At 49.7% G+C, this 17,779-nt stretch carries 14 protein-coding genes and 1 pseudogene; 13 read left to right on the forward strand and 2 right to left on the reverse strand.

What is annotated here, in order from left to right:
- Positions 1–137 precede the first annotated feature (137 nt).
- The 8 genes from ftsB (at position 138) to D8682_RS20405 (ending at position 8,148) form a co-directional block, all read left to right on the forward strand.
- Positions 138–455, forward strand: a complete 318-nt coding sequence (gene ftsB / locus D8682_RS20370; protein ID WP_064543899.1) for a cell division protein FtsB — start codon at positions 138–140, stop codon at positions 453–455.
- Positions 456–472: 17 nt separating this feature from the next.
- Positions 473–1,183, forward strand: a complete 711-nt coding sequence (ispD, locus tag D8682_RS20375; protein WP_064543901.1) for a 2-C-methyl-D-erythritol 4-phosphate cytidylyltransferase — start codon at positions 473–475, stop codon at positions 1,181–1,183.
- Complete coding sequence (gene ispF, locus D8682_RS20380) at positions 1,183–1,662, forward strand: 2-C-methyl-D-erythritol 2,4-cyclodiphosphate synthase (RefSeq protein WP_064543903.1); 480 nt, start codon at positions 1,183–1,185, stop codon at positions 1,660–1,662. The genes ispD and ispF overlap by 1 nt, the downstream gene beginning before the upstream one ends.
- A complete protein-coding gene (gene truD, locus D8682_RS20385) occupies positions 1,659–2,708 on the forward strand; it encodes a tRNA pseudouridine(13) synthase TruD (RefSeq protein ID WP_064543905.1) in 1,050 nt (349 codons plus the stop codon). Before ispF ends, truD begins: the two co-directional genes overlap by 4 nt.
- A 553-nt stretch (positions 2,709–3,261) precedes the next feature.
- The gene (locus tag D8682_RS20390; protein WP_121815016.1) at positions 3,262–3,780 is read left to right on the forward strand and encodes a fimbrial protein; all 519 of its coding nucleotides are present in this window, start codon (positions 3,262–3,264) and stop codon (positions 3,778–3,780) included.
- Between the two features lie 50 nt (positions 3,781–3,830).
- A complete protein-coding gene (locus tag D8682_RS20395) occupies positions 3,831–4,523 on the forward strand; it encodes a molecular chaperone (protein ID WP_232886948.1) in 693 nt (230 codons plus the stop codon).
- A 41-nt stretch (positions 4,524–4,564) separates the two neighbouring features.
- Positions 4,565–7,078: a fimbria/pilus outer membrane usher protein gene (locus D8682_RS20400; RefSeq protein ID WP_121815017.1), complete on the forward strand. Its 2,514-nt coding sequence runs from the start codon at positions 4,565–4,567 to the stop codon at positions 7,076–7,078.
- 35 nt (positions 7,079–7,113) lie between these two features.
- The gene (locus D8682_RS20405; protein ID WP_232886984.1) at positions 7,114–8,148 is read left to right on the forward strand and encodes a fimbrial protein; all 1,035 of its coding nucleotides are present in this window, start codon (positions 7,114–7,116) and stop codon (positions 8,146–8,148) included.
- A 39-nt stretch (positions 8,149–8,187) separates the two neighbouring features.
- Here D8682_RS20405 and D8682_RS20410 read toward each other — a convergent pair whose 3' ends face one another.
- Positions 8,188–9,081 (reverse strand): LysR family transcriptional regulator, encoded by an 894-nt coding sequence (locus D8682_RS20410; protein WP_121815019.1) that lies wholly within the window; start codon positions 9,079–9,081, stop codon positions 8,188–8,190.
- 763 nt (positions 9,082–9,844) lie between these two features.
- Here D8682_RS20410 and surE point away from each other — a divergent pair.
- The 5 genes and pseudogenes from surE to D8682_RS20435 all read left to right on the forward strand — a co-directional run bounded on the left by surE (position 9,845) and on the right by D8682_RS20435 (position 15,092).
- Positions 9,845–10,606: a 5'/3'-nucleotidase SurE gene (gene surE / locus D8682_RS20415; protein ID WP_064543913.1), complete on the forward strand. Its 762-nt coding sequence runs from the start codon at positions 9,845–9,847 to the stop codon at positions 10,604–10,606.
- A complete protein-coding gene (locus tag D8682_RS20420) occupies positions 10,600–11,226 on the forward strand; it encodes a protein-L-isoaspartate(D-aspartate) O-methyltransferase (protein ID WP_064543915.1) in 627 nt (208 codons plus the stop codon). Before surE ends, D8682_RS20420 begins: the two co-directional genes overlap by 7 nt.
- Positions 11,227–11,428: 202 nt before the next feature.
- Positions 11,429–12,559: a murein hydrolase activator NlpD gene (nlpD, locus tag D8682_RS20425; RefSeq protein WP_064543917.1), complete on the forward strand. Its 1,131-nt coding sequence runs from the start codon at positions 11,429–11,431 to the stop codon at positions 12,557–12,559.
- Between the two features lie 180 nt (positions 12,560–12,739).
- A complete protein-coding gene (rpoS, locus tag D8682_RS20430) occupies positions 12,740–13,732 on the forward strand; it encodes an RNA polymerase sigma factor RpoS (protein ID WP_064543919.1) in 993 nt (330 codons plus the stop codon).
- 123 nt (positions 13,733–13,855) lie between these two features.
- A pseudogene (locus D8682_RS20435) lies at positions 13,856–15,092 on the forward strand (IS3 family transposase).
- A gap of 103 nt (positions 15,093–15,195) precedes the next feature.
- Here the strand turns inward: D8682_RS20435 and mutS are convergent.
- The gene (mutS, locus tag D8682_RS20440; RefSeq protein ID WP_121815020.1) at positions 15,196–17,757 is read right to left on the reverse strand and encodes a DNA mismatch repair protein MutS; all 2,562 of its coding nucleotides are present in this window, start codon (positions 17,755–17,757) and stop codon (positions 15,196–15,198) included.
- Positions 17,758–17,779: the final 22 nt, after the last annotated feature.

Below are 17,779 nucleotides of genomic sequence, written 5' to 3' on the forward strand. Positions count from 1 at the left end.
CCGCTAACTCACCTGCAAACGCGCATGTCGGCGCAATCTGTGATAAATTCTGCCGCAAATACGAAGGCTCGCTTTGTACCCAGAGCGCAGCCAGATAAAATTTTGTGCGATGATTGTGCCGTTTTTCAGGGGGCTGGATGGGTAAACTAACGCTACTATTGCTGGCCTTGTTGGTCTGGCTGCAGTATTCGCTGTGGTTTGGAAAAAACGGCGTACATGATTACACCCGCGTGAGTGACGACGTTGCCGCACAGCAGGCGACGAACGCCAAACTCAAAGCGCGTAACGATCAGCTGTTTGCTGAAATCGACGATCTTAATGGCGGGCAGGAAGCCATCGAAGAGCGCGCACGTAACGAGTTAAGCATGACCAAACCAGGTGAAACCTTCTTCCGCCTGGTACCCGATAGCTCTAAGCGCCTGGGCAATTCTGCAGGGCAGAACAATCGACAATAACGCGTAAGTGAATCTACATGGCAGACTCCTCCCCGGACGTAATTGCCGTGGTGCCGGCAGCAGGTATCGGCAGCCGCATGCAAACGGAATGTCCTAAGCAATATCTAAAAATCGGCGATAAAACTATTCTGGAACACGCGGTGGCAAGCCTGATGGCCCATCCACGCGTGGCACATGTCGTGATCGCTATCAGCCCTACCGACCGCTGGTTTACCTCTTTGCCTCTTGCTACCCATCCCCACGTGACCGTCATAAACGGCGGAGCGCAGCGTGCTGATTCGGTTCTTGCCGGGTTAAACGTGGTGCAAGACGCGCAATGGGTTTTGGTGCACGACGCAGCGCGTCCTTGTTTACATCAGGATGATTTGGCCCGTTTACTGGCGATTACTGAAACCAGCAAAATTGGCGGCATTCTGGCCGCACCGGTGCGCGACACCATGAAACGCGGCGAGCCGGGTAAAAACCTGATTGCCCATACGGTGGATCGCGAAGACTTGTGGCACGCCTTAACGCCCCAGCTTTTCCCTCTGGAATTATTGCGCAGCTGCTTGCAGCGTGCGCTCGATGAACACGCCTCAATTACTGATGAAGCCTCAGCGCTTGAATATTGTGGCTTCCATCCCGAATTAATTAGCGCCCGCGCCGATAATATAAAAGTGACTCGTCCTGAAGACCTGGCGCTGGCGGAGTTTTACCTCACGCGGTTAACCCAAACGGAGCAAGAATAATGCGTATTGGACATGGTTTTGATGTACACGCCTTTGGAGGCGTTGGCCCAATTATCATCGGTGGCGTGCGCGTACCGTTCGAACAGGGGCTGCTCGCACACTCTGATGGCGATGTCGCATTGCACGCATTAACCGATGCTCTGCTGGGGGCTGCCGCGCTGGGGGATATTGGTAAATTATTCCCGGATACCGATCCGGCGTTTAAAGGCGCAGACAGCCGCGAATTGCTGCGTGAAGCCTGGCGCCGTATCCAGGCGAAGGGCTACACGCTCGGTAACGTCGATGTGACGATTATTGCCCAGGCGCCGAAAATGGCTCCGCACATCCCGCAGATGCGCGTATTTATTGCCGAAGATTTGGGCTGTCATATGGATGACGTCAACGTCAAGGCGACCACCACTGAAAAACTCGGTTTCACTGGCCGGGGTGAAGGCATTGCTTGCGAAGCGGTCGCTTTGCTACATAAGGCACGTAAATAATGGATATGCAGAATCTGACCTGGCTGCACGGTAAACCGCAAGGCACAGGGTTAATCAAAGCCAATCCAGAAGACTTCGTGGTTATTGAAGACTTAGGTTTCGGCCCGGATGGCGACGGTGAACATCTGCTGTTACGCATCCTGAAAAATGGCTGCAATACCCGCTTCGTGGCTGATGCACTGGCTAAGTTTTTGAAAGTGCACGCTCGTGAAGTCAGTTTTGCCGGTCAGAAAGACAAACATGCGGTGACTGAACAATGGTTTTGCGTGCGTCTGCCAGGTAAAGAAATGCCGGACATGCGCGCGTTTGAACTTGAAGGTTGCCAGGTGCTGGAATATGCCCGTCACCGCCGTAAATTGCGTCTGGGGGCGTTGAAGGGAAACAGTTTCACACTGGTGCTGCGCGACATTAGCGACCGTGCGGAGCTGGAACAACGCCTGAATGCCATTCTTCATCGTGGTGTGCCTAACTACTTTGGCAGCCAACGTTTTGGCATTGCGGGCAATAACCTGCATCAGGCTTTACGCTGGGCGCAAAGCAACGCGCCAATACGTGACCGTAATAAGCGCAGTTTTTATCTGTCCGCAGCCCGTAGCGCCATGTTTAACCAGATTGTCAGCGAGCGCCTGAAGAAGCCTGATTTTAACCAGGTTATCGACGGTGATGCGCTGCAACTGGCAGGTCGCGGCAGTTGGTTTGTTGCCACGCCGGAAGAACTGCCTGCATTGCAAAGCCGCGTTGATGACGGTGAGCTGCTGATAACTGCGCCGTTACCGGGCGACGGTGGCTGGGGCACGCAAAATGCGGCTCTGGAGTTTGAACAACAGTGTGTAGCCGAAGAAACTGATTTGCAGGCGCTGCTGGTGCGCGAGCGTGTTGAAGCGGCGCGTCGTGCCATGCTGCTGATGCCGAAAGATCTCAACTGGAACTGGTGGGATGACATCACCGTTGAGCTGAATTTCTGGCTGCCTGCCGGCAGTTTTGCCACAAGCGTAGTACGCGAATTGATGAACGTGGCGAGTCACTACGCCGACATTGCTGAATAACGGGTTTTGTTGTCATCTCAACCTCAGGGGAATGAATATTCATTCCCCTTTTTATTTTCTTCGTACTCATCGTTATCCTGCTAACATTATATGGCAGTATTATCTCGGCACTGATTATTGCTCTGTAATGTGTATTAAAAACTATATTCGCATTAAAACTGCCATTAATTCGCCTTTGATACCTTTTTACTAAAAGTGAAATTGTTATTTTCACTTTGCGATGGTTTTATTCTTTGCTTGTTCAATAATGCGTAAAAATAGACATTTATTTTGTTTTATGGAATGCAATGATAATCTTATGTAGTTGATTTAATTGTGCTTAATGGTTTCTTGTTATTTGTTTTATTTTCCACGATATGTGACCGAAAACGATCTCTCTGGCTTGCCCAGCTGGATTGCAATTTAACTTTATGACTCCTATAGTCGCTGTCCATATTCTCTGGGTGGTTTTTTATTCATTCAGTTGGCAGTCATTTTTATATTTATAACCATCTCTTTATGCGATTTAACTATCGGGAAAGGGATGTTCGTCATGTAAAAAAGAGGGGTTTGTATGAAGTGTTTTAAATTAAAATTAGTGGCAGCCGCACTGGCTCTGGGCGGGATGGTTTCTGCGGCAAATGCTGCAGACGGTTCCGTTCACTTTACCGGTGAAATTACGGAAACGGCTTGTAACGTGACTAATGGTGCCGGGAAAATCATTCCTGTTGCTCTGGGTAAAGTGGCAAAAACCAGTTTAGCTACCGTGGCTGCAAAATCATCTTCTGTCCCTTTTACCATTGACCTGGATAATTGCCCTGACACTAATGCCAACATCCGTTTTAGTGGTACCGCAGATTCAGTTGATAAAACTTTATTAGCTATTGATTCGACCAGTGTTGCGAGCGGTGTCGCTATTGAAATTGATTCTGATACCGGGCAGAAAATTGCCATGTATGCACCGTCAACCGATTTCAAATTAGCTCCAGGTAAAAATAAACTGAAATATCAGGCGAGTTATGTAGCGACCAATTCGGCTGTGACAGCCGGCAGCGTGGTTGCCACTTCGCAGTTCACCATCATTTATAACTAAGTTTATGCGTTAACGGGCAAGGATGCCTGACTGATACAGTTGGGGCAGCTATGTTAGTTTTTGTTAAATATCGTGCTATGGCATGGTTTGCCATGCTGGCAGTCATTGTTTTATTTCCATTAATCTCTCACGCCGGAATTATCGTCGGTGCCACGCGTGTTGTTTATCATGCTGAAAATAAAGAAGCTGAATTAAAAGTTGAAGCAACCAAAGATGCAGGAGCTTATTTAATTCAGTCATGGGTTGATACCGGTGATGAAAAGGTTAAAGCCCCTTTTGTGATTACGCCGCCTTTATTTCGTATCGACGGTGGTGAAGAAAACCAGCTGCGTATTATCTACTCCGGAAACCCTTTGCCTGGCGACCGGGAGTCGCTGTTTTGGGTCAACGTGCGTTCTATTCCTGAAACCGATAGCGAAATCACAAACAAACTACAAATTGCTATCAAAACCCGCATGAAACTGTTCTATCGCCCGGAAGGGCTGGGTAATCCACCTAAAGATTTTGCGGAAAAGCTGACGTTTAGCCGCAGTGGAAATACGCTGACAGTGGTCAATAACTCTCCCTGGTACGCCATTTTTAACCAGTTAACGCTGGGCGGAAAACCGATTAAAAATGCCGAATGGGTAGCACCGCACAGTTCGGTTAATTTATCGCTGGCGGGAATGTCCGGAAACCAGCTGAGCTGGAAGTTAATCAATGATTATGGCGGTGCCAGCGATCCCGGCAGCACCACGCTTTAAGAAACTGAATTTTTCCTTTATCAGCCAGGAAATATAAAATCATGCGTTATTTCCGCATATTTCACCGTGCTTATTTTTCGGCATTGCACTGGGTTGTGCCATTCGCTGCACTCCTGGCTGTAATTCCCCAAGGGGCAAATGCGAAGGCCTGGTTTAATCCGGCATTACTGGAATTAGACTCACCGGAAAAACCGACTGTTGATATTTCTCTGTTTGAAGAACAAGGGGCGCAACTACCGGGAAATTATCGTGTTCACATTATGGTGAATAGCGATAAAGTCGCTGATGAGAATATTGAGTTTGTGACCGGGGATGATAAAAAACTGGTTCCGGTGTTAACGCCAGCTCAACTGAAGAAGTGGGGCGTTAATCTCCATTCCACAGAACAGTTAGCCGCGGCACCTTTAGATAAAGCGATATCTTCGCTGGCAGAAATGATTCCACAAGCCAGCAGTACGTTTGCCTTTACCAGCCAGACGCTGAAACTGAGTATTCCCCAGGAAAATATTGATAGCAAAGCGCATGACTTTATCGACCCTGCACAATGGGATGACGGTGAGGCGGTGTTATTTACCAACTATGCCTGGTCGGCCTCGCAAAATAAAAGCAAGCATGGTGAGAATAGCAATAACGGCTACCTGAATCTGCAATCGGGAGTGAACCTTGGTGCGTGGCGTCTGCGTAATTACAGCAGTTTCAGCTATGGCCAGGGAGGCGAGAAATGGTCGTCGATGAACAGCTATTTGCAGCGCTTTTTCCCAGCGTTGGGCGGTGTGTCTCTGACAATGGGCCAGACCTATACGCCGGGGGATATTTTTGACAGTGTGCAATACACCGGCGTGCAACTGGCGACGGAAGAAGGGATGCGCCCTGATAGCCTGCGCGGCTTTGCACCGGTTATCCACGGTATCGCTAACTCCAATGCCAAAGTCACCATTCGCCAAAATGGCTATGTCATTTATCAGAACTTTGTTCCGGCTGGCCCTTTCCAGATAACTGACCTTTATCCCACCGCGTCGGGTGGCGATTTGGATGTGACGATCACCGAAGCCGATGGCAGCGAGCGCCACTTTGTGCAGTCTTTTGCTTCGATACCCAATATGCAGCGTGAAGGGAGCATGAAATACACCTGGTCAACGGGGCGTTATCGCAGTAATAGCGCCTCCAGCGATCCGCTGTTTAGCCAGGGCACGCTGACCTACGGTTTATCCAACTATGTAACGCTCTACGGCGGGGTGATTGCTGCGGCAAACTATTTCTCTGCGATATTCGGCTCGGGGATTGGCTTAGGTATTCTGGGTTCTATTGCCGTGGATATGAGCCACGCTAAGTCGCGTTTCACCGATTCGCCCGATGCACAAGGCCAGTCGTGGCGCTTCCAGTATTCCAAAGAGTTTGAAGCGACGAATACCGCCGTGACTCTGGCGGGTTACCGTTATTCAACCAAAGGTTATTACACCTTCGAGGAAGCGGCGGATCGTGAAGGGCAGGTGCAGGACTGGCAGGGAAACAAACGCAGCCGGATGCAGATTAATATCAGCCAGTCATTAAGCGACCACAGTAATTTTTACCTTGCCGGGACGAAGGATGATTTTTGGGGTTCCACCGAGGCACAGCAATCGCTGAGTGCGGGCGTGCGTGCCACGACGCAATGGGCAAACTTCGGTATTGCTCTGTCCTGGGTACATGATGATTACCATAGCGATAACGATCGCCAGATTGCTTTTGATATCCAGATCCCACTGGAAAAGTTGCTGCCTAAAGCGTGGGCGCAATACAGCGTCGCCACTAATACCCACGGCACCACGCAGCATCAGGTTGGCGTGAACGGTACGCTGCTGGAAAACGATCAATTACAGTATTCAGTGCAACAAACCTACGGCAACCGCCAGCAACAAAATGGTGGTAACGCGCAATTAGCGTGGCTTGCACCTTATAGCGACCTGGCGTTGGGTTACAGCTATGGCGACGACACCCAGCGCATTAACTACGGCATGAATGGCGCAGTGGTGGTGCATCGCCATGGGATCACGCTTGCTCACACGCTCGGCGAAACCTTCGGCCTGATTGAAGCACCTGGTGTGGAAAATCTCGAAATAACCAGCAGCCAGAACGTCTACACCGATTCACGCGGTTATGCCGTCATCCCTTACTTAACGCCATGGCATTACAACGACATCAACCTTGATACCCACAAACTGGCCGGCAATGCAGATATAGACGCGATTCACCGCGATGTTGTGCCCACCAAAGGGGCAATGGTGGTGATGCGTTACAAAACCCATTTGGGTCAGCGCGCCTTAATGACCATACACATCGGCAAGGGCGTGGTGCCATTTGGCGCAACAGTGACGCTGGAAGGCACGGATGAAACCGGCATCGTCGGCGATAACGGCGTGGTGTTCCTCAGTGGCCTGGCGGATAGCGGCAATTTGCATGTGGTGTGGGGGAAAGGGCGGGTCAACGAATGCCACGCGCCATATCGCCTTGCATCGCCGGGTAAAAATCAAACGCACATCCTTTCTGGTGATGCGCAATGTTCTGGAGGTACCTAATGAAACGAGTCTTTCTGGGGCTGATTGGCTTGCTGATGATGACCCTTGCTCCACACGTTTGGGCGGCTGCGTGTCAATCTATTGGCGCGACACAGGAATTCAATTTTAATTACGTTAAAAATATTACTGACCCGGACCAAAACGTCATCAGTAAGACCGCGTATCAGCAAAACTGGAATTCGCCAAATAATCTCTATTATGGCCGTTGTGCTTGCCAGGATACCCGAACCGTGAGGAAGGTCCATTATCGCGCTGTGAGCTCTTTATCACGCCCGGTCCCTTCAACCATTGCGACGCCAGATCCCAATAAACACTGGTATGTGATCCCGAATGATAAAGGTGACGGATACCTTGGCGTTGCTACGCAGGTGTATATCGCCGGTAACCGCAAGCAATTTTATAATGTGCCTTTCACGATGGATAACAATTATCCGCAGACTACTCTTTGCCCGACGACGCAAACTAACGCTAACCGGATTCAATTTGGGACTGGGGCGCAGGGGAAAATTAGCCTGATGTTTATTCGGCCTTTTATTGGCCACGTTACTATCCCAAAAGTAAAAATTATTGATCTGTTTGCCGCAACAGATAGCAGCTCATTTTCGGGAATGCCGATTGCCAGTGTCTATGTGAGCGGTGATGTTACGGTGCCGCAGAGTTGCCGAATCAATGACGGAAAAGCCATCGAAGTTCCATTCGGACAAATTGCGGCGAAAGATATTTTGACTAAAGGCAAGGCGCCGGACGGTTTTACTAAAAGGCAGATAATCGTCAATTACCAATGTACTAATATTGCCGATAGGGTTGCGTTGGAATTAACTATGGAAGCGGTGCCAGCAACAAGTTTACCCAATGCGGTGGCTACTGATAACCCCGATATTGGTGTGATGGTTGGCGATCAAAATCTGCAGCCTTTTATTTCGCGCGTCACGAAAATACCGGTTACATTTTCATCACAGACTCAGCAAGGTTCCACCACGCTTTATGCCTGGCCAGTCAATACCACTGGCAAACGTCCACAGCGTGGGCCATTTAGTGCTACCGCTTCGTTAAATATTAATTTGAAGTAATAAAAAAGCCAGGTGGTTATTCCCCCTGGCTTTTTTATTTTATGAATGGGTAATATCTTGTTTGAGTTGATTAATTAACGTGGTGATGTTGATGTCGTTGCTGCGATTTTTATGATAATGAGCATAAATAGTGCCGGTCGGTTTTTCATTGGGTAGTGGCAGTATCTGAACATCAGCAAACTGGGCAAATCCTGCGGCAAATTGCTCGGCACACAGCAAAATATAATCAGATGTTGTCGTCATCACTAATAAGTTCAACATTGAATTACTTGAGTAAATCGGTGGCTTATACACACCCAATAAAACATTATCTTCAATTAATGACGGCCACAGATTATAAGAAAGATACTCTTCATTTCTGAGTTCTTCCATCGTGAACCCCGGTTTTATACGCGGGTGCCCAGTTCTACAAATCACTCTTGGTGTAATATCAAATAACGGCTCGTTGACAATTGAACTGTCTGAATGCCTTTGTGGTGTCAGGCTTAAATCAATGCGGCGTGATCGTAATTGATTAATATCTCTGAGCAAATCGCCATCATGTGTTTCACAGGTTAATTCAAATTGTTCTAAGCACCGGCCATTCTTCTGCAATGTCGAGGTGACATAAAACTCTAATACCGGAGATAACGACAGGCGTAATGATGCACGGTCATTAAGTTTTTTGGCATAAGGTTTTGATACTTTAATCGCGAGTTCGACATGTTCTACCGCCCGCGTTAAGTTTGATGCGATAGTCAAGGCTAAAGATGTGGGTTCAAGCCCATTTTTGGTCCTGATAAATAAAGGGTTGTTAAATGTTTCACGCATTTTATTGATGGCGCGACTGACTGATGGAATAGAAGTTTCTAATAGTGCCGCAGCATTAGTTACGCTACGAGTGTCCATGACCATCAGGAATATTGAGATGGTTCCCATGTTCAAGGTGTGCATGTATTAGCCTTCATTATCTTAATTTTTGCAATTCCAGAGACATTAAATAGAAGCATAAAATAATTCACTGTTTGTTAAGAGTGATAATATTAAAAAAATTCCCAATAAGAACCAAAGTATACACGTGATACCTGCTAACTAAAAATTTATAGCTACAGTTAGCCGTGAGAGCATGAATGTTTTTTGATACTTTTAACTGCTTTAATTATTTGATTAACAATGGTTTTTGTTTTTAATGTTTGTTGTGCTTACATAATCAATTAACTATTGGTTGATTAATCTAAATGCCATTTAAAATTAGTATAATATCCTGTCGGGGTGGTGTGGGATATAACGTATTTGCAACTTCATACGAAGAATTTGTCTTTCGAAAATGATTCTAAAATTAAAATAAATAACATTTTGGCTATTTTAAGTGGGGTCTACTCCGGTTGAAGCTGGCTACACTTCGAACTTTACGGGGGAAATCACCTTCAGCAGTGCTCCGTAAAGGCCACTAAGGCGTTGTTTTCGGCACATTCCTTGGGCCAGAAAGGGTGATTTAGTCAACATTGAATTGTATAGTGTCCCCTGGACAGGACTTTGTGGTGAATGTTACAAAATCAGCAACAATTTCATTACGGGTGCACTAAAATCAACAGAATGGGATAAAACAACAGGTTGGGGCGATTTTGAAGGTTAACAGAACGCACAGAGTTGTTATGCCGGGAACCAACGTGTGGTTTTATCTTTTTCATATAAAAAGAAGCTTTGTAAATCCAATATGAGAATACTTTTGAGTAACGATGACGGGGTCAATGCGCCGGGGATTCAAGTTCTGGCGGCCCGACTAAGGGAATTTGCTGATGTGCAGGTTGTTGCCCCTGACCGTAATCGCAGTGGGGCTTCAAACTCACTGACGCTCGAATCTTCATTGCGTACTTTCACTCTCGCCAACGGCGATATTTCGGTACAGATGGGCACGCCGACAGACTGCGTCTATCTTGGTGTCAACGCCTTGATGCGTCCGGCACCTGATGTCGTGGTTTCTGGAATTAACGCCGGGCCGAATCTGGGTGATGACGTCATCTATTCCGGCACCGTTGCGGCGGCGATGGAAGGGCGGCACTTAGGCATTCCAGCGCTGGCAGTTTCATTAAATGGCCATGAGCATTATGAAACTGCAGCCGCTGTCACTTGCTCGATTTTGCGTGCTTTATCGCGTGAACCGCTGCGTACCGGGCGTATCTTAAATATCAATGTGCCTGATTTGCCGCTTGATCAAATCAAGGGCATTCGTGTCACGCGCTGCGGTAGCCGCCATCCGTCAGATAAAGTTATTCCGCAAGAAGATCCGCGCGGCAATACGCTGTACTGGATTGGACCGCCGGGCGATAAATTTGACGCAGGCCCAGATACCGATTTTGCCGCTGTCGATGAAGGTTATGTTTCGGTCACCCCATTGCATGTTGACCTTACTGCACATAGCGCACGTGAGGTCGTTAGCCACTGGTTGAGTAAATCAGGAGTGGACGAGCAATGGTAAGCAAACGCGTAGAAGCTCTTCTCGCACAACTGCGTACTCAAGGCATCAAGGACGAAAAAGTTCTGGAGGCGATTGCGCAGGTACCGCGGGAAAAATTTGTCGATGAAGCGTTTGAGCACAAAGCCTGGGAAAACACCGCCTTGCCCATTGGTTCCGGCCAAACTATCTCACAACCTTATATGGTTGCCAGAATGACCGAGTTGCTGGAGCTGACTCCGGAATCGCGAGTGCTGGAAATCGGCACCGGTTCGGGTTATCAAACCGCGATTCTGGCTCACCTGGTGCATCATGTTTGTTCAGTTGAGCGCATCAAGGGCCTGCAATGGCACGCAAGGCGACGTTTAAAGCAACTCGATCTGCACAATATCTCCACCCGTCACGGTGACGGCTGGCTGGGTTGGCATGCACGCAGCCCATTTGACGCTATTATTGTTACGGCTGCACCACCGGAAATCCCCAGCGCGCTGTTGTCGCAGCTGGACGAAGGTGGAATTTTAGTCCTCCCGGTAGGCGAAGATCGGCAGTATCTGAAGCGCGTTCGTCGACTGAGTGGGGAATTTGTCATTGATACGGTAGAAGCCGTGCGTTTTGTCCCCTTAGTTAAGGGTGAATTGGCATAACCTGGAACTATCTTGTTTTTTTCTAAAGGTATTGGCGTAACGTTACGCGCAGCGAAATTTTAGCATCTGGCTGTATAACCATTAGCATTCGAGTTTCAGGTGAGCGTCTGCAGCCAACACCCCTGCAGCTTGAAGGATGATGGGTATTAGCACCAGTTCTGCCGTATTTTCATTAGCATATGATTGTTTTTTTGGGGGATAAATGAGCGCGGGAAGCCCAACTTTTACTTTACGCCGTATTGCGGCCTTGTCGCTGGTGAGCCTGTGGTTAGCAGGATGTACCAGCAATAACACTCAGGCACCGATCAGTTCGGTGGGCGGTAACGGCAATACCAGCAGCAGTTCTTCTGGCGGCATGCTGGTGACTCAGCCACCGAAAATGTCTACCCAAACCCAGAGCCAACAAATTCAGCCTGTCGCTCAGCAGCCTGCGATTCAGCCGGTGCAAACGCAGTCGGTCGCTTCCGAGCCAGTACAAACTGAAAATGGCCGCATTGTTTATAACCGCAAATATGGCGCTATTCCGAAAGGGAGCTATAACGGCGGTAGCACTTACACCGTTAAACGCGGCGACACTCTTTTCTATATTGCGTGGATCACCGGGAACGACTTCCGTGACTTAGCCCAACGCAACAATATCCCCGAGCCGTACGGCTTGAACGTGGGTCAGACCCTGCAGATTGGTAACGCATCCGGTGCACCAATTACGGGTGGAAACGCTGTGACTGCGGCCGATGCCAGCGCGCAGGGCATCACCCCTACCGCTGCGCAAAAAACCGCCGTAGTGGTTGCTTCTAAACCGGTAATTACGTATTCTGAGGATTCAGGTGAACAAAGTGCTAACAAAATGTTGCCGAATAATACAGGGACTGCGACAACTGTCACAGCACCGGTTACGGCACCTGTGGTTAGCTCTACGACTACTGTACCGACTGCCAGCAGCACGTCCGATAGCGCGCCAATTTCGACCTGGCGCTGGCCGACTGAAGGCAAGGTTATTGAGAACTTTTCTGCTAACGAAGGTGGCAATAAAGGGATCGATATCGCAGGCAGCAAAGGCCAGGCTGTTATTGCTACCGCTTCCGGGCGAGTGGTGTATGCCGGTAACGCGCTGCGTGGTTACGGTAATCTAATCATCATCAAACATAATGATGATTACCTGAGTGCCTACGCCCATAACGATACAATGCTGGTCCGGGAACAAGAAGAAATCAAGGCGGGGCAGAAGATAGCTACCATGGGTAGCACCGGAACCAGTTCAACACGTTTACATTTTGAAATTCGTTACAAGGGGAAATCCGTCAACCCGCTGCGTTACTTGCCGCAGCGATAAGCCGGTAAAGCACTTTACATGCACAAAGTCGTTTAAGTGATATCAAGGCGGCAACTGAGTGAATCCCCGGGAGCTTACTTAAGTAAGTGACTGGGGTGAATGAAGGCAGCCAACGCAGATAGCGCTTAAAAGACGAAGTGCAAGGTGCTTTACCCAGGGATCACGGGTAGGAGCCACCTTATGAGTCAGAATACGCTGAAAGTTAACGAGTTAAATGAAGACGCGGAATATGATGAGAATGGAGTTGAGGTCTTTGACGAAAAAGCCCTCGTAGAAGAGGAACCCAGTGATAACGACATAGCCGAAGAGGAGTTATTGTCACAGGGCGCCACTCAGCGTGTGCTTGACGCAACTCAGCTTTATCTTGGGGAGATTGGTTATTCCCCATTATTGACAGCCGAAGAAGAAGTGTATTTTGCCCGCCGCGCTCTGCGTGGTGACGTCGCTTCCCGCCGCCGCATGATTGAAAGTAACTTGCGTTTGGTGGTTAAGATTGCCCGCCGTTATAGCAATCGTGGTCTGGCTCTGCTGGACTTGATTGAAGAGGGGAATCTGGGGCTGATTCGTGCCGTTGAGAAGTTTGACCCAGAACGTGGGTTCCGTTTTTCAACGTATGCAACATGGTGGATTCGTCAGACCATCGAACGGGCAATCATGAACCAAACCCGTACGATTCGTTTGCCGATTCATATCGTGAAAGAGCTGAACGTTTATCTGCGTACCGCTCGTGAACTTTCCCATAAGCTCGACCATGAGCCAAGTGCGGAAGAGATTGCTGAGCAACTGGATAAACCGGTTGATGATGTTAGCCGTATGCTGCGTCTCAACGAGCGCATTACTTCAGTAGACACCCCGTTGGGTGGCGATTCTGAAAAAGCGCTGCTGGATATTCTGGCTGACGAGAAAGACAACGGCCCGGAAGACACCACCCAAGACGATGATATGAAACAGAGCATCGTGAAGTGGTTGTTTGAACTGAACGCTAAGCAGCGTGAAGTATTGGCTCGTCGTTTTGGTCTTTTAGGCTATGAAGCTGCAACACTGGAAGATGTGGGTCGTGAAATCGGCCTGACTCGTGAACGTGTTCGTCAGATTCAGGTTGAAGGTCTACGCCGTCTGCGTGAAATTTTGCAGACTCAAGGGCTGAATATCGAAGCATTGTTCCGCGAATAAATGTTCCGCGAATAATCGACTGTTCAAATAAAAAAGCGGTGACCCTGGTCACCGCTTTTTTTATGACTGTGACCCGTCCTAAATAGCGTTGACACATTTAACTCGCAGGCAGAGGAAAATGTGATGAACCAATATGTTAAACGCACACAACGCGATTACCCTCTATCCTTTAAACTGGCCGTTGTCGAACAGGTCGAAAAAGGGGAAATGACTTACCGTCAGGCGCAAGACCGCTACGGTATTCAGGGTAGCCACACCGTCATGACGTGGTTGCGCAGATACGGTCAACTCGACTGGCACTCCCCCTCTCTCGCAAGAAAGTGCGGAGCTACTATGCCCAAAATACCTCTTACTCCCGAACAACGGATCAAAGAACTCGAGCAGCAACTGGCTGAATCAGAAATAAAAGCCCAGTTTTTTGAAGCTGTCGTGAAGGTAATGAATACCGAGTTCGGAGCCACACTGACAAAAAAGCAGTTGGCCACCTTATCACGCAAGCACAAACGCCGGGACTCACAGTAATGCGTGCTTGCCGGTTCATGGGGATCAGCCGACAGGCGTGGTATCAATCCCTGCAACGTGAGCGCGGAAGAGAAAGACAGGCGCAGCATATCGTTGAACAGGTGACGACCATCCGGCTACACCAGCCCCGGCTGGGGACACGTAAACTGCATTATTTATTGCGACAGTAACCAGAGCCGGCACTCCATGTCGGTCGGGATCGTTTGTTCCAGATACTGCGTGGCGCACGATTACTGGTAATACCGAAACGGGCGTATCACAAAACGACTCAAAGCCATCATCGCTTTTATCGTCATCCTAACTTATTGAAGGCGGGAGAAAATCAGGTTGTTGCCAGCCGCCCGGAGCAGGTGTGGGTCGCGGATATCACGTACCTTCCCCTGCGTAAGGGAACGGCGTACCTCAGTCTGATAACAGACGTCTGGTCGAGAAAAATCGTGGGATATCATGTGCATGAAAGTCTGCATACCCATCATGTGGCTAAGGCGTTCAGAATGGCGCTGGTCAGCAGGCGTACAGCACATCCACTGGTGCATCACTCAGATCGGGGTGTGCAGTACTGTTCAACAGAATATCAGGCACTACACCAACGCCATGGGGTCATCTGCTCGATGACAGACGGGTATGACTGTTATCAGAATGCGCTGGCGGAACGGGTAAACGGGATATTAAAAATGGAATATCTGCTCGGGAAGCCAGAAGATATCGGACAGGCAAGAAAGATGGTCAGGGAGTCGGTGGAAATCTACAACACGCGGCGGCCACATCTGTCGCTAAAATACAAAACGCCCGATGAAGTTCATCGGGCGTTGTAAGGCCGAAAAGTGTCAACCTATAGCAGGACTAGTCACTGCATTCCTGAATACCCTCACCCATGGGAACATGGTTTTCTCCTTCTCCTGGGGGAGAAGGACGGGATGAGGGCGACCCGATGGTGGAAACTACACCAGACTCTTCAAACGATAAATCCACTCCAGCGCCTGGCGTGGCGATAGCGAATCGGGGTCTAAGGCTTCCAGCGCTTCTACCGCAGGCGAGGTTTCCTCGGCAACAGACAGCAACGACATCTGCGTGCCATCAACCTGCGTGGCTGCCGTATTGTTAGAAATTGTCTCAAGCTCGCGCAGTTTCTGACGCGCGCGCTTAATCACCTCTTTTGGCACACCAGCCAACGCCGCTACGGCCAGGCCGTAACTTTTGCTCGCCGCACCATCTTGCACACTGTGCATAAATGCGATGGTGTCACCGTGTTCGATGGCATCCAAATGCACGTTCGCCACACCTTCCATTTTTTCTGGCAGGGTCGTCAGCTCAAAATAGTGTGTTGCGAATAGCGTCAGCGCTTTGATGCGATTTGCCAGGCTTTCGGCACACGCCCAGGCGAGTGATAAACCATCATACGTCGACGTCCCACGACCAATTTCATCCATCAATACCAGGCTGTGTTCGGTGGCGTTATGCAGAATATTGGCCGTTTCGGTCATCTCCACCATGAAGGTCGAACGCCCGGAAGCCAGGTCATCTGCCGCACCCACACGAGTGAAAATACGGTCGATTGGGCCGATTTCCGCCTGCTGCGCCGGAACAAAACTACCGATGTAAGCCAGCAACACAATCAATGCAGACTGGCGCATGTAGGTACTTTTACCGCCCATGTTCGGGCCAGTGATAATCAGCATCCGACGTTGTGGCGCCAGGCTTAATGGGTTGGCGATAAACGGCTCGCTAAGCACTTGCTCAACCACCGGATGACGCCCGCCAACGACTTTAATACCCGGTTTATCTGTCAATTGCGGGCAGGTGTAATTCAGGCTGTAAGCACGTTCCGCGAGGTTCACCAGCACGTCCAGTTCCGCAAGTGCTGTCGCACTTTGCTGCAACGCTTCGAGGTGCGGTAACAGGGCATCGAACAGTTGATCGTAGAGCTGTTTTTCCAGCGCCAGCGCTTTCCCTTTTGAGGTCAGCACTTTGTCTTCGTACTCTTTCAGCTCAGGAATGATATAGCGTTCAGCGTTTTTTAGCGTCTGGCGGCGAACATAGTGAATAGGTGCGTGATGGCTCTGGCTGCGGCTGATCTGGATGTAATAACCATGTACGCCGTTGAAGCCCACTTTCAGCGTATCCAGACCAAGTTTTTCACGTTCACGGATCTCAAGTTTATCGAGATAATCCGTGGCGCCGTCTGCCAGCGCGCGCCATTCGTCTAACTCTTCGTTATAACCTGGCGCAATAACGCCGCCGTCACGCACCAGTACCGGCGGTGCTTCTACTACGGCGTGTTCGAGTAGCTCGCGAAGCTCGGCGAATTCACCCATATTTTCGCGCAGCGTTTGTACGTAATCTGTTGGCACATCCGCCAGCATTTCGCGCAGCTCTGGTAACTGTTGGAATGCGTGGCGCATACGCGCTAAATCGCGCGGGCGTGCGGTGCGTAAAGCCAGACGCGCCAGAATACGTTCCAGATCGCCCACCTGGCGCAACACCGGTTGGATTTCCGCAGTACGGTCTTGCAGCGCGGCAATGGTTTGCTGGCGTTTTTGCAGCACATCGACGTTGCGGATCGGCATATGCAACCAGCGTTTCAGCATGCGGCTGCCCATCGCCGTGACGGTGCAGTCCAGCACTGAAGCCAGCGTATTTTCAAAGCCGCCAGCGAGGTTCTGGGTTATCTCCAGGTTACGGCGCGTTGCCGCATCCATAATAATGCTGTCTTGCTGGCGATCCATGGTGACAGAGCGAATATGCGGCAAAGAAGTGCGCTGCGTATCTTTAACGTATTGCAGTAAGCAACCGGCAGCACACAACGCACGATGAGCATTTTCGACACCAAAGCCCGTCAGGTCTCGCGTGCCAAACTGCATATTCAACTGCTGGCGAGCGGTGGAAATCTCAAATTCCCACAGCGGGCGACGGCGCAGACCGCGACGGCCTTCAATTAAGCGTGTCTCGGCAAAATCTTCGGCATACAGCAGCTCAGCAGGATTGGTACGTTGCAGCTCTGCCGCCATGGTTTCGATATCTTCTGGCTCAGACAGACGAAAACGGCCCGAGCTAATGTCGAGTGTGGCGTAGCCAAAACCTTTGCCCTCTTGCCAGATGGCAGCCAGCAGGTTGTCCTGACGTTCCTGCAGCAACGCTTCATCGCTGATGGTGCCAGGCGTAACGATGCGCACAACTTTGCGCTCAACTGGCCCTTTGCTGGTGGCGGGGTCGCCAATCTGCTCACAGATAGCTGCAGATTCGCCAAGATTCACCAGTTTCGCTAAATAGTTTTCAATGGCGTGATGTGGCACGCCAGCCATTGGAATCGGTTCCCCAGCGGATGCTCCACGCTTAGTCAGGGAAATGTCGAGCAGTTGCGATGCACGTTTCGCATCGTCATAAAAAAGCTCGTAAAAGTCACCCATGCGATAGAACAACAGGATCTCAGGATGCTGCGCTTTCAGGCGCAGGTACTGCTGCATCATCGGGGTGTGGCTGTCGAGGTTTTCCGTAGTAGTCATTTGATTTTATTAACCAACTTCA

It is taken from the genome of Buttiauxella sp. 3AFRM03 (genome assembly GCF_003675305.1).
GTDB lineage: Bacteria > Pseudomonadota > Gammaproteobacteria > Enterobacterales > Enterobacteriaceae > Buttiauxella > Buttiauxella ferragutiae.

Excerpts from the sequence above, each read along its gene's own strand:
- ftsB (WP_064543899.1), top strand. The coding sequence starts at position 138 with ATGGGTAAACTAACGCTACTATTGCTGGCCTTGTTGGTCTGGCTGCAG.
- ispD (WP_064543901.1), top strand. The coding sequence starts at position 473 with ATGGCAGACTCCTCCCCGGACGTAATTGCCGTGGTGCCGGCAGCAGGT.
- ispF (WP_064543903.1), top strand. The coding sequence starts at position 1,183 with ATGCGTATTGGACATGGTTTTGATGTACACGCCTTTGGAGGCGTTGGC.
- D8682_RS20390 (WP_121815016.1), top strand. The coding sequence starts at position 3,262 with ATGAAGTGTTTTAAATTAAAATTAGTGGCAGCCGCACTGGCTCTGGGC.
- D8682_RS20395 (WP_232886948.1), top strand. The coding sequence starts at position 3,831 with ATGTTAGTTTTTGTTAAATATCGTGCTATGGCATGGTTTGCCATGCTG.
- D8682_RS20400 (WP_121815017.1), top strand. The coding sequence starts at position 4,565 with ATGCGTTATTTCCGCATATTTCACCGTGCTTATTTTTCGGCATTGCAC.
- D8682_RS20405 (WP_232886984.1), top strand. The coding sequence starts at position 7,114 with ATGATGACCCTTGCTCCACACGTTTGGGCGGCTGCGTGTCAATCTATT.
- D8682_RS20410 (WP_121815019.1), bottom strand. The coding sequence starts at position 9,081 with ATGCACACCTTGAACATGGGAACCATCTCAATATTCCTGATGGTCATG.
- surE (WP_064543913.1), top strand. The coding sequence starts at position 9,845 with ATGAGAATACTTTTGAGTAACGATGACGGGGTCAATGCGCCGGGGATT.
- D8682_RS20420 (WP_064543915.1), top strand. The coding sequence starts at position 10,600 with ATGGTAAGCAAACGCGTAGAAGCTCTTCTCGCACAACTGCGTACTCAA.
- nlpD (WP_064543917.1), top strand. The coding sequence starts at position 11,429 with ATGAGCGCGGGAAGCCCAACTTTTACTTTACGCCGTATTGCGGCCTTG.
- rpoS (WP_064543919.1), top strand. The coding sequence starts at position 12,740 with ATGAGTCAGAATACGCTGAAAGTTAACGAGTTAAATGAAGACGCGGAA.
- mutS (WP_121815020.1), bottom strand. The coding sequence starts at position 17,757 with ATGACTACTACGGAAAACCTCGACAGCCACACCCCGATGATGCAGCAG.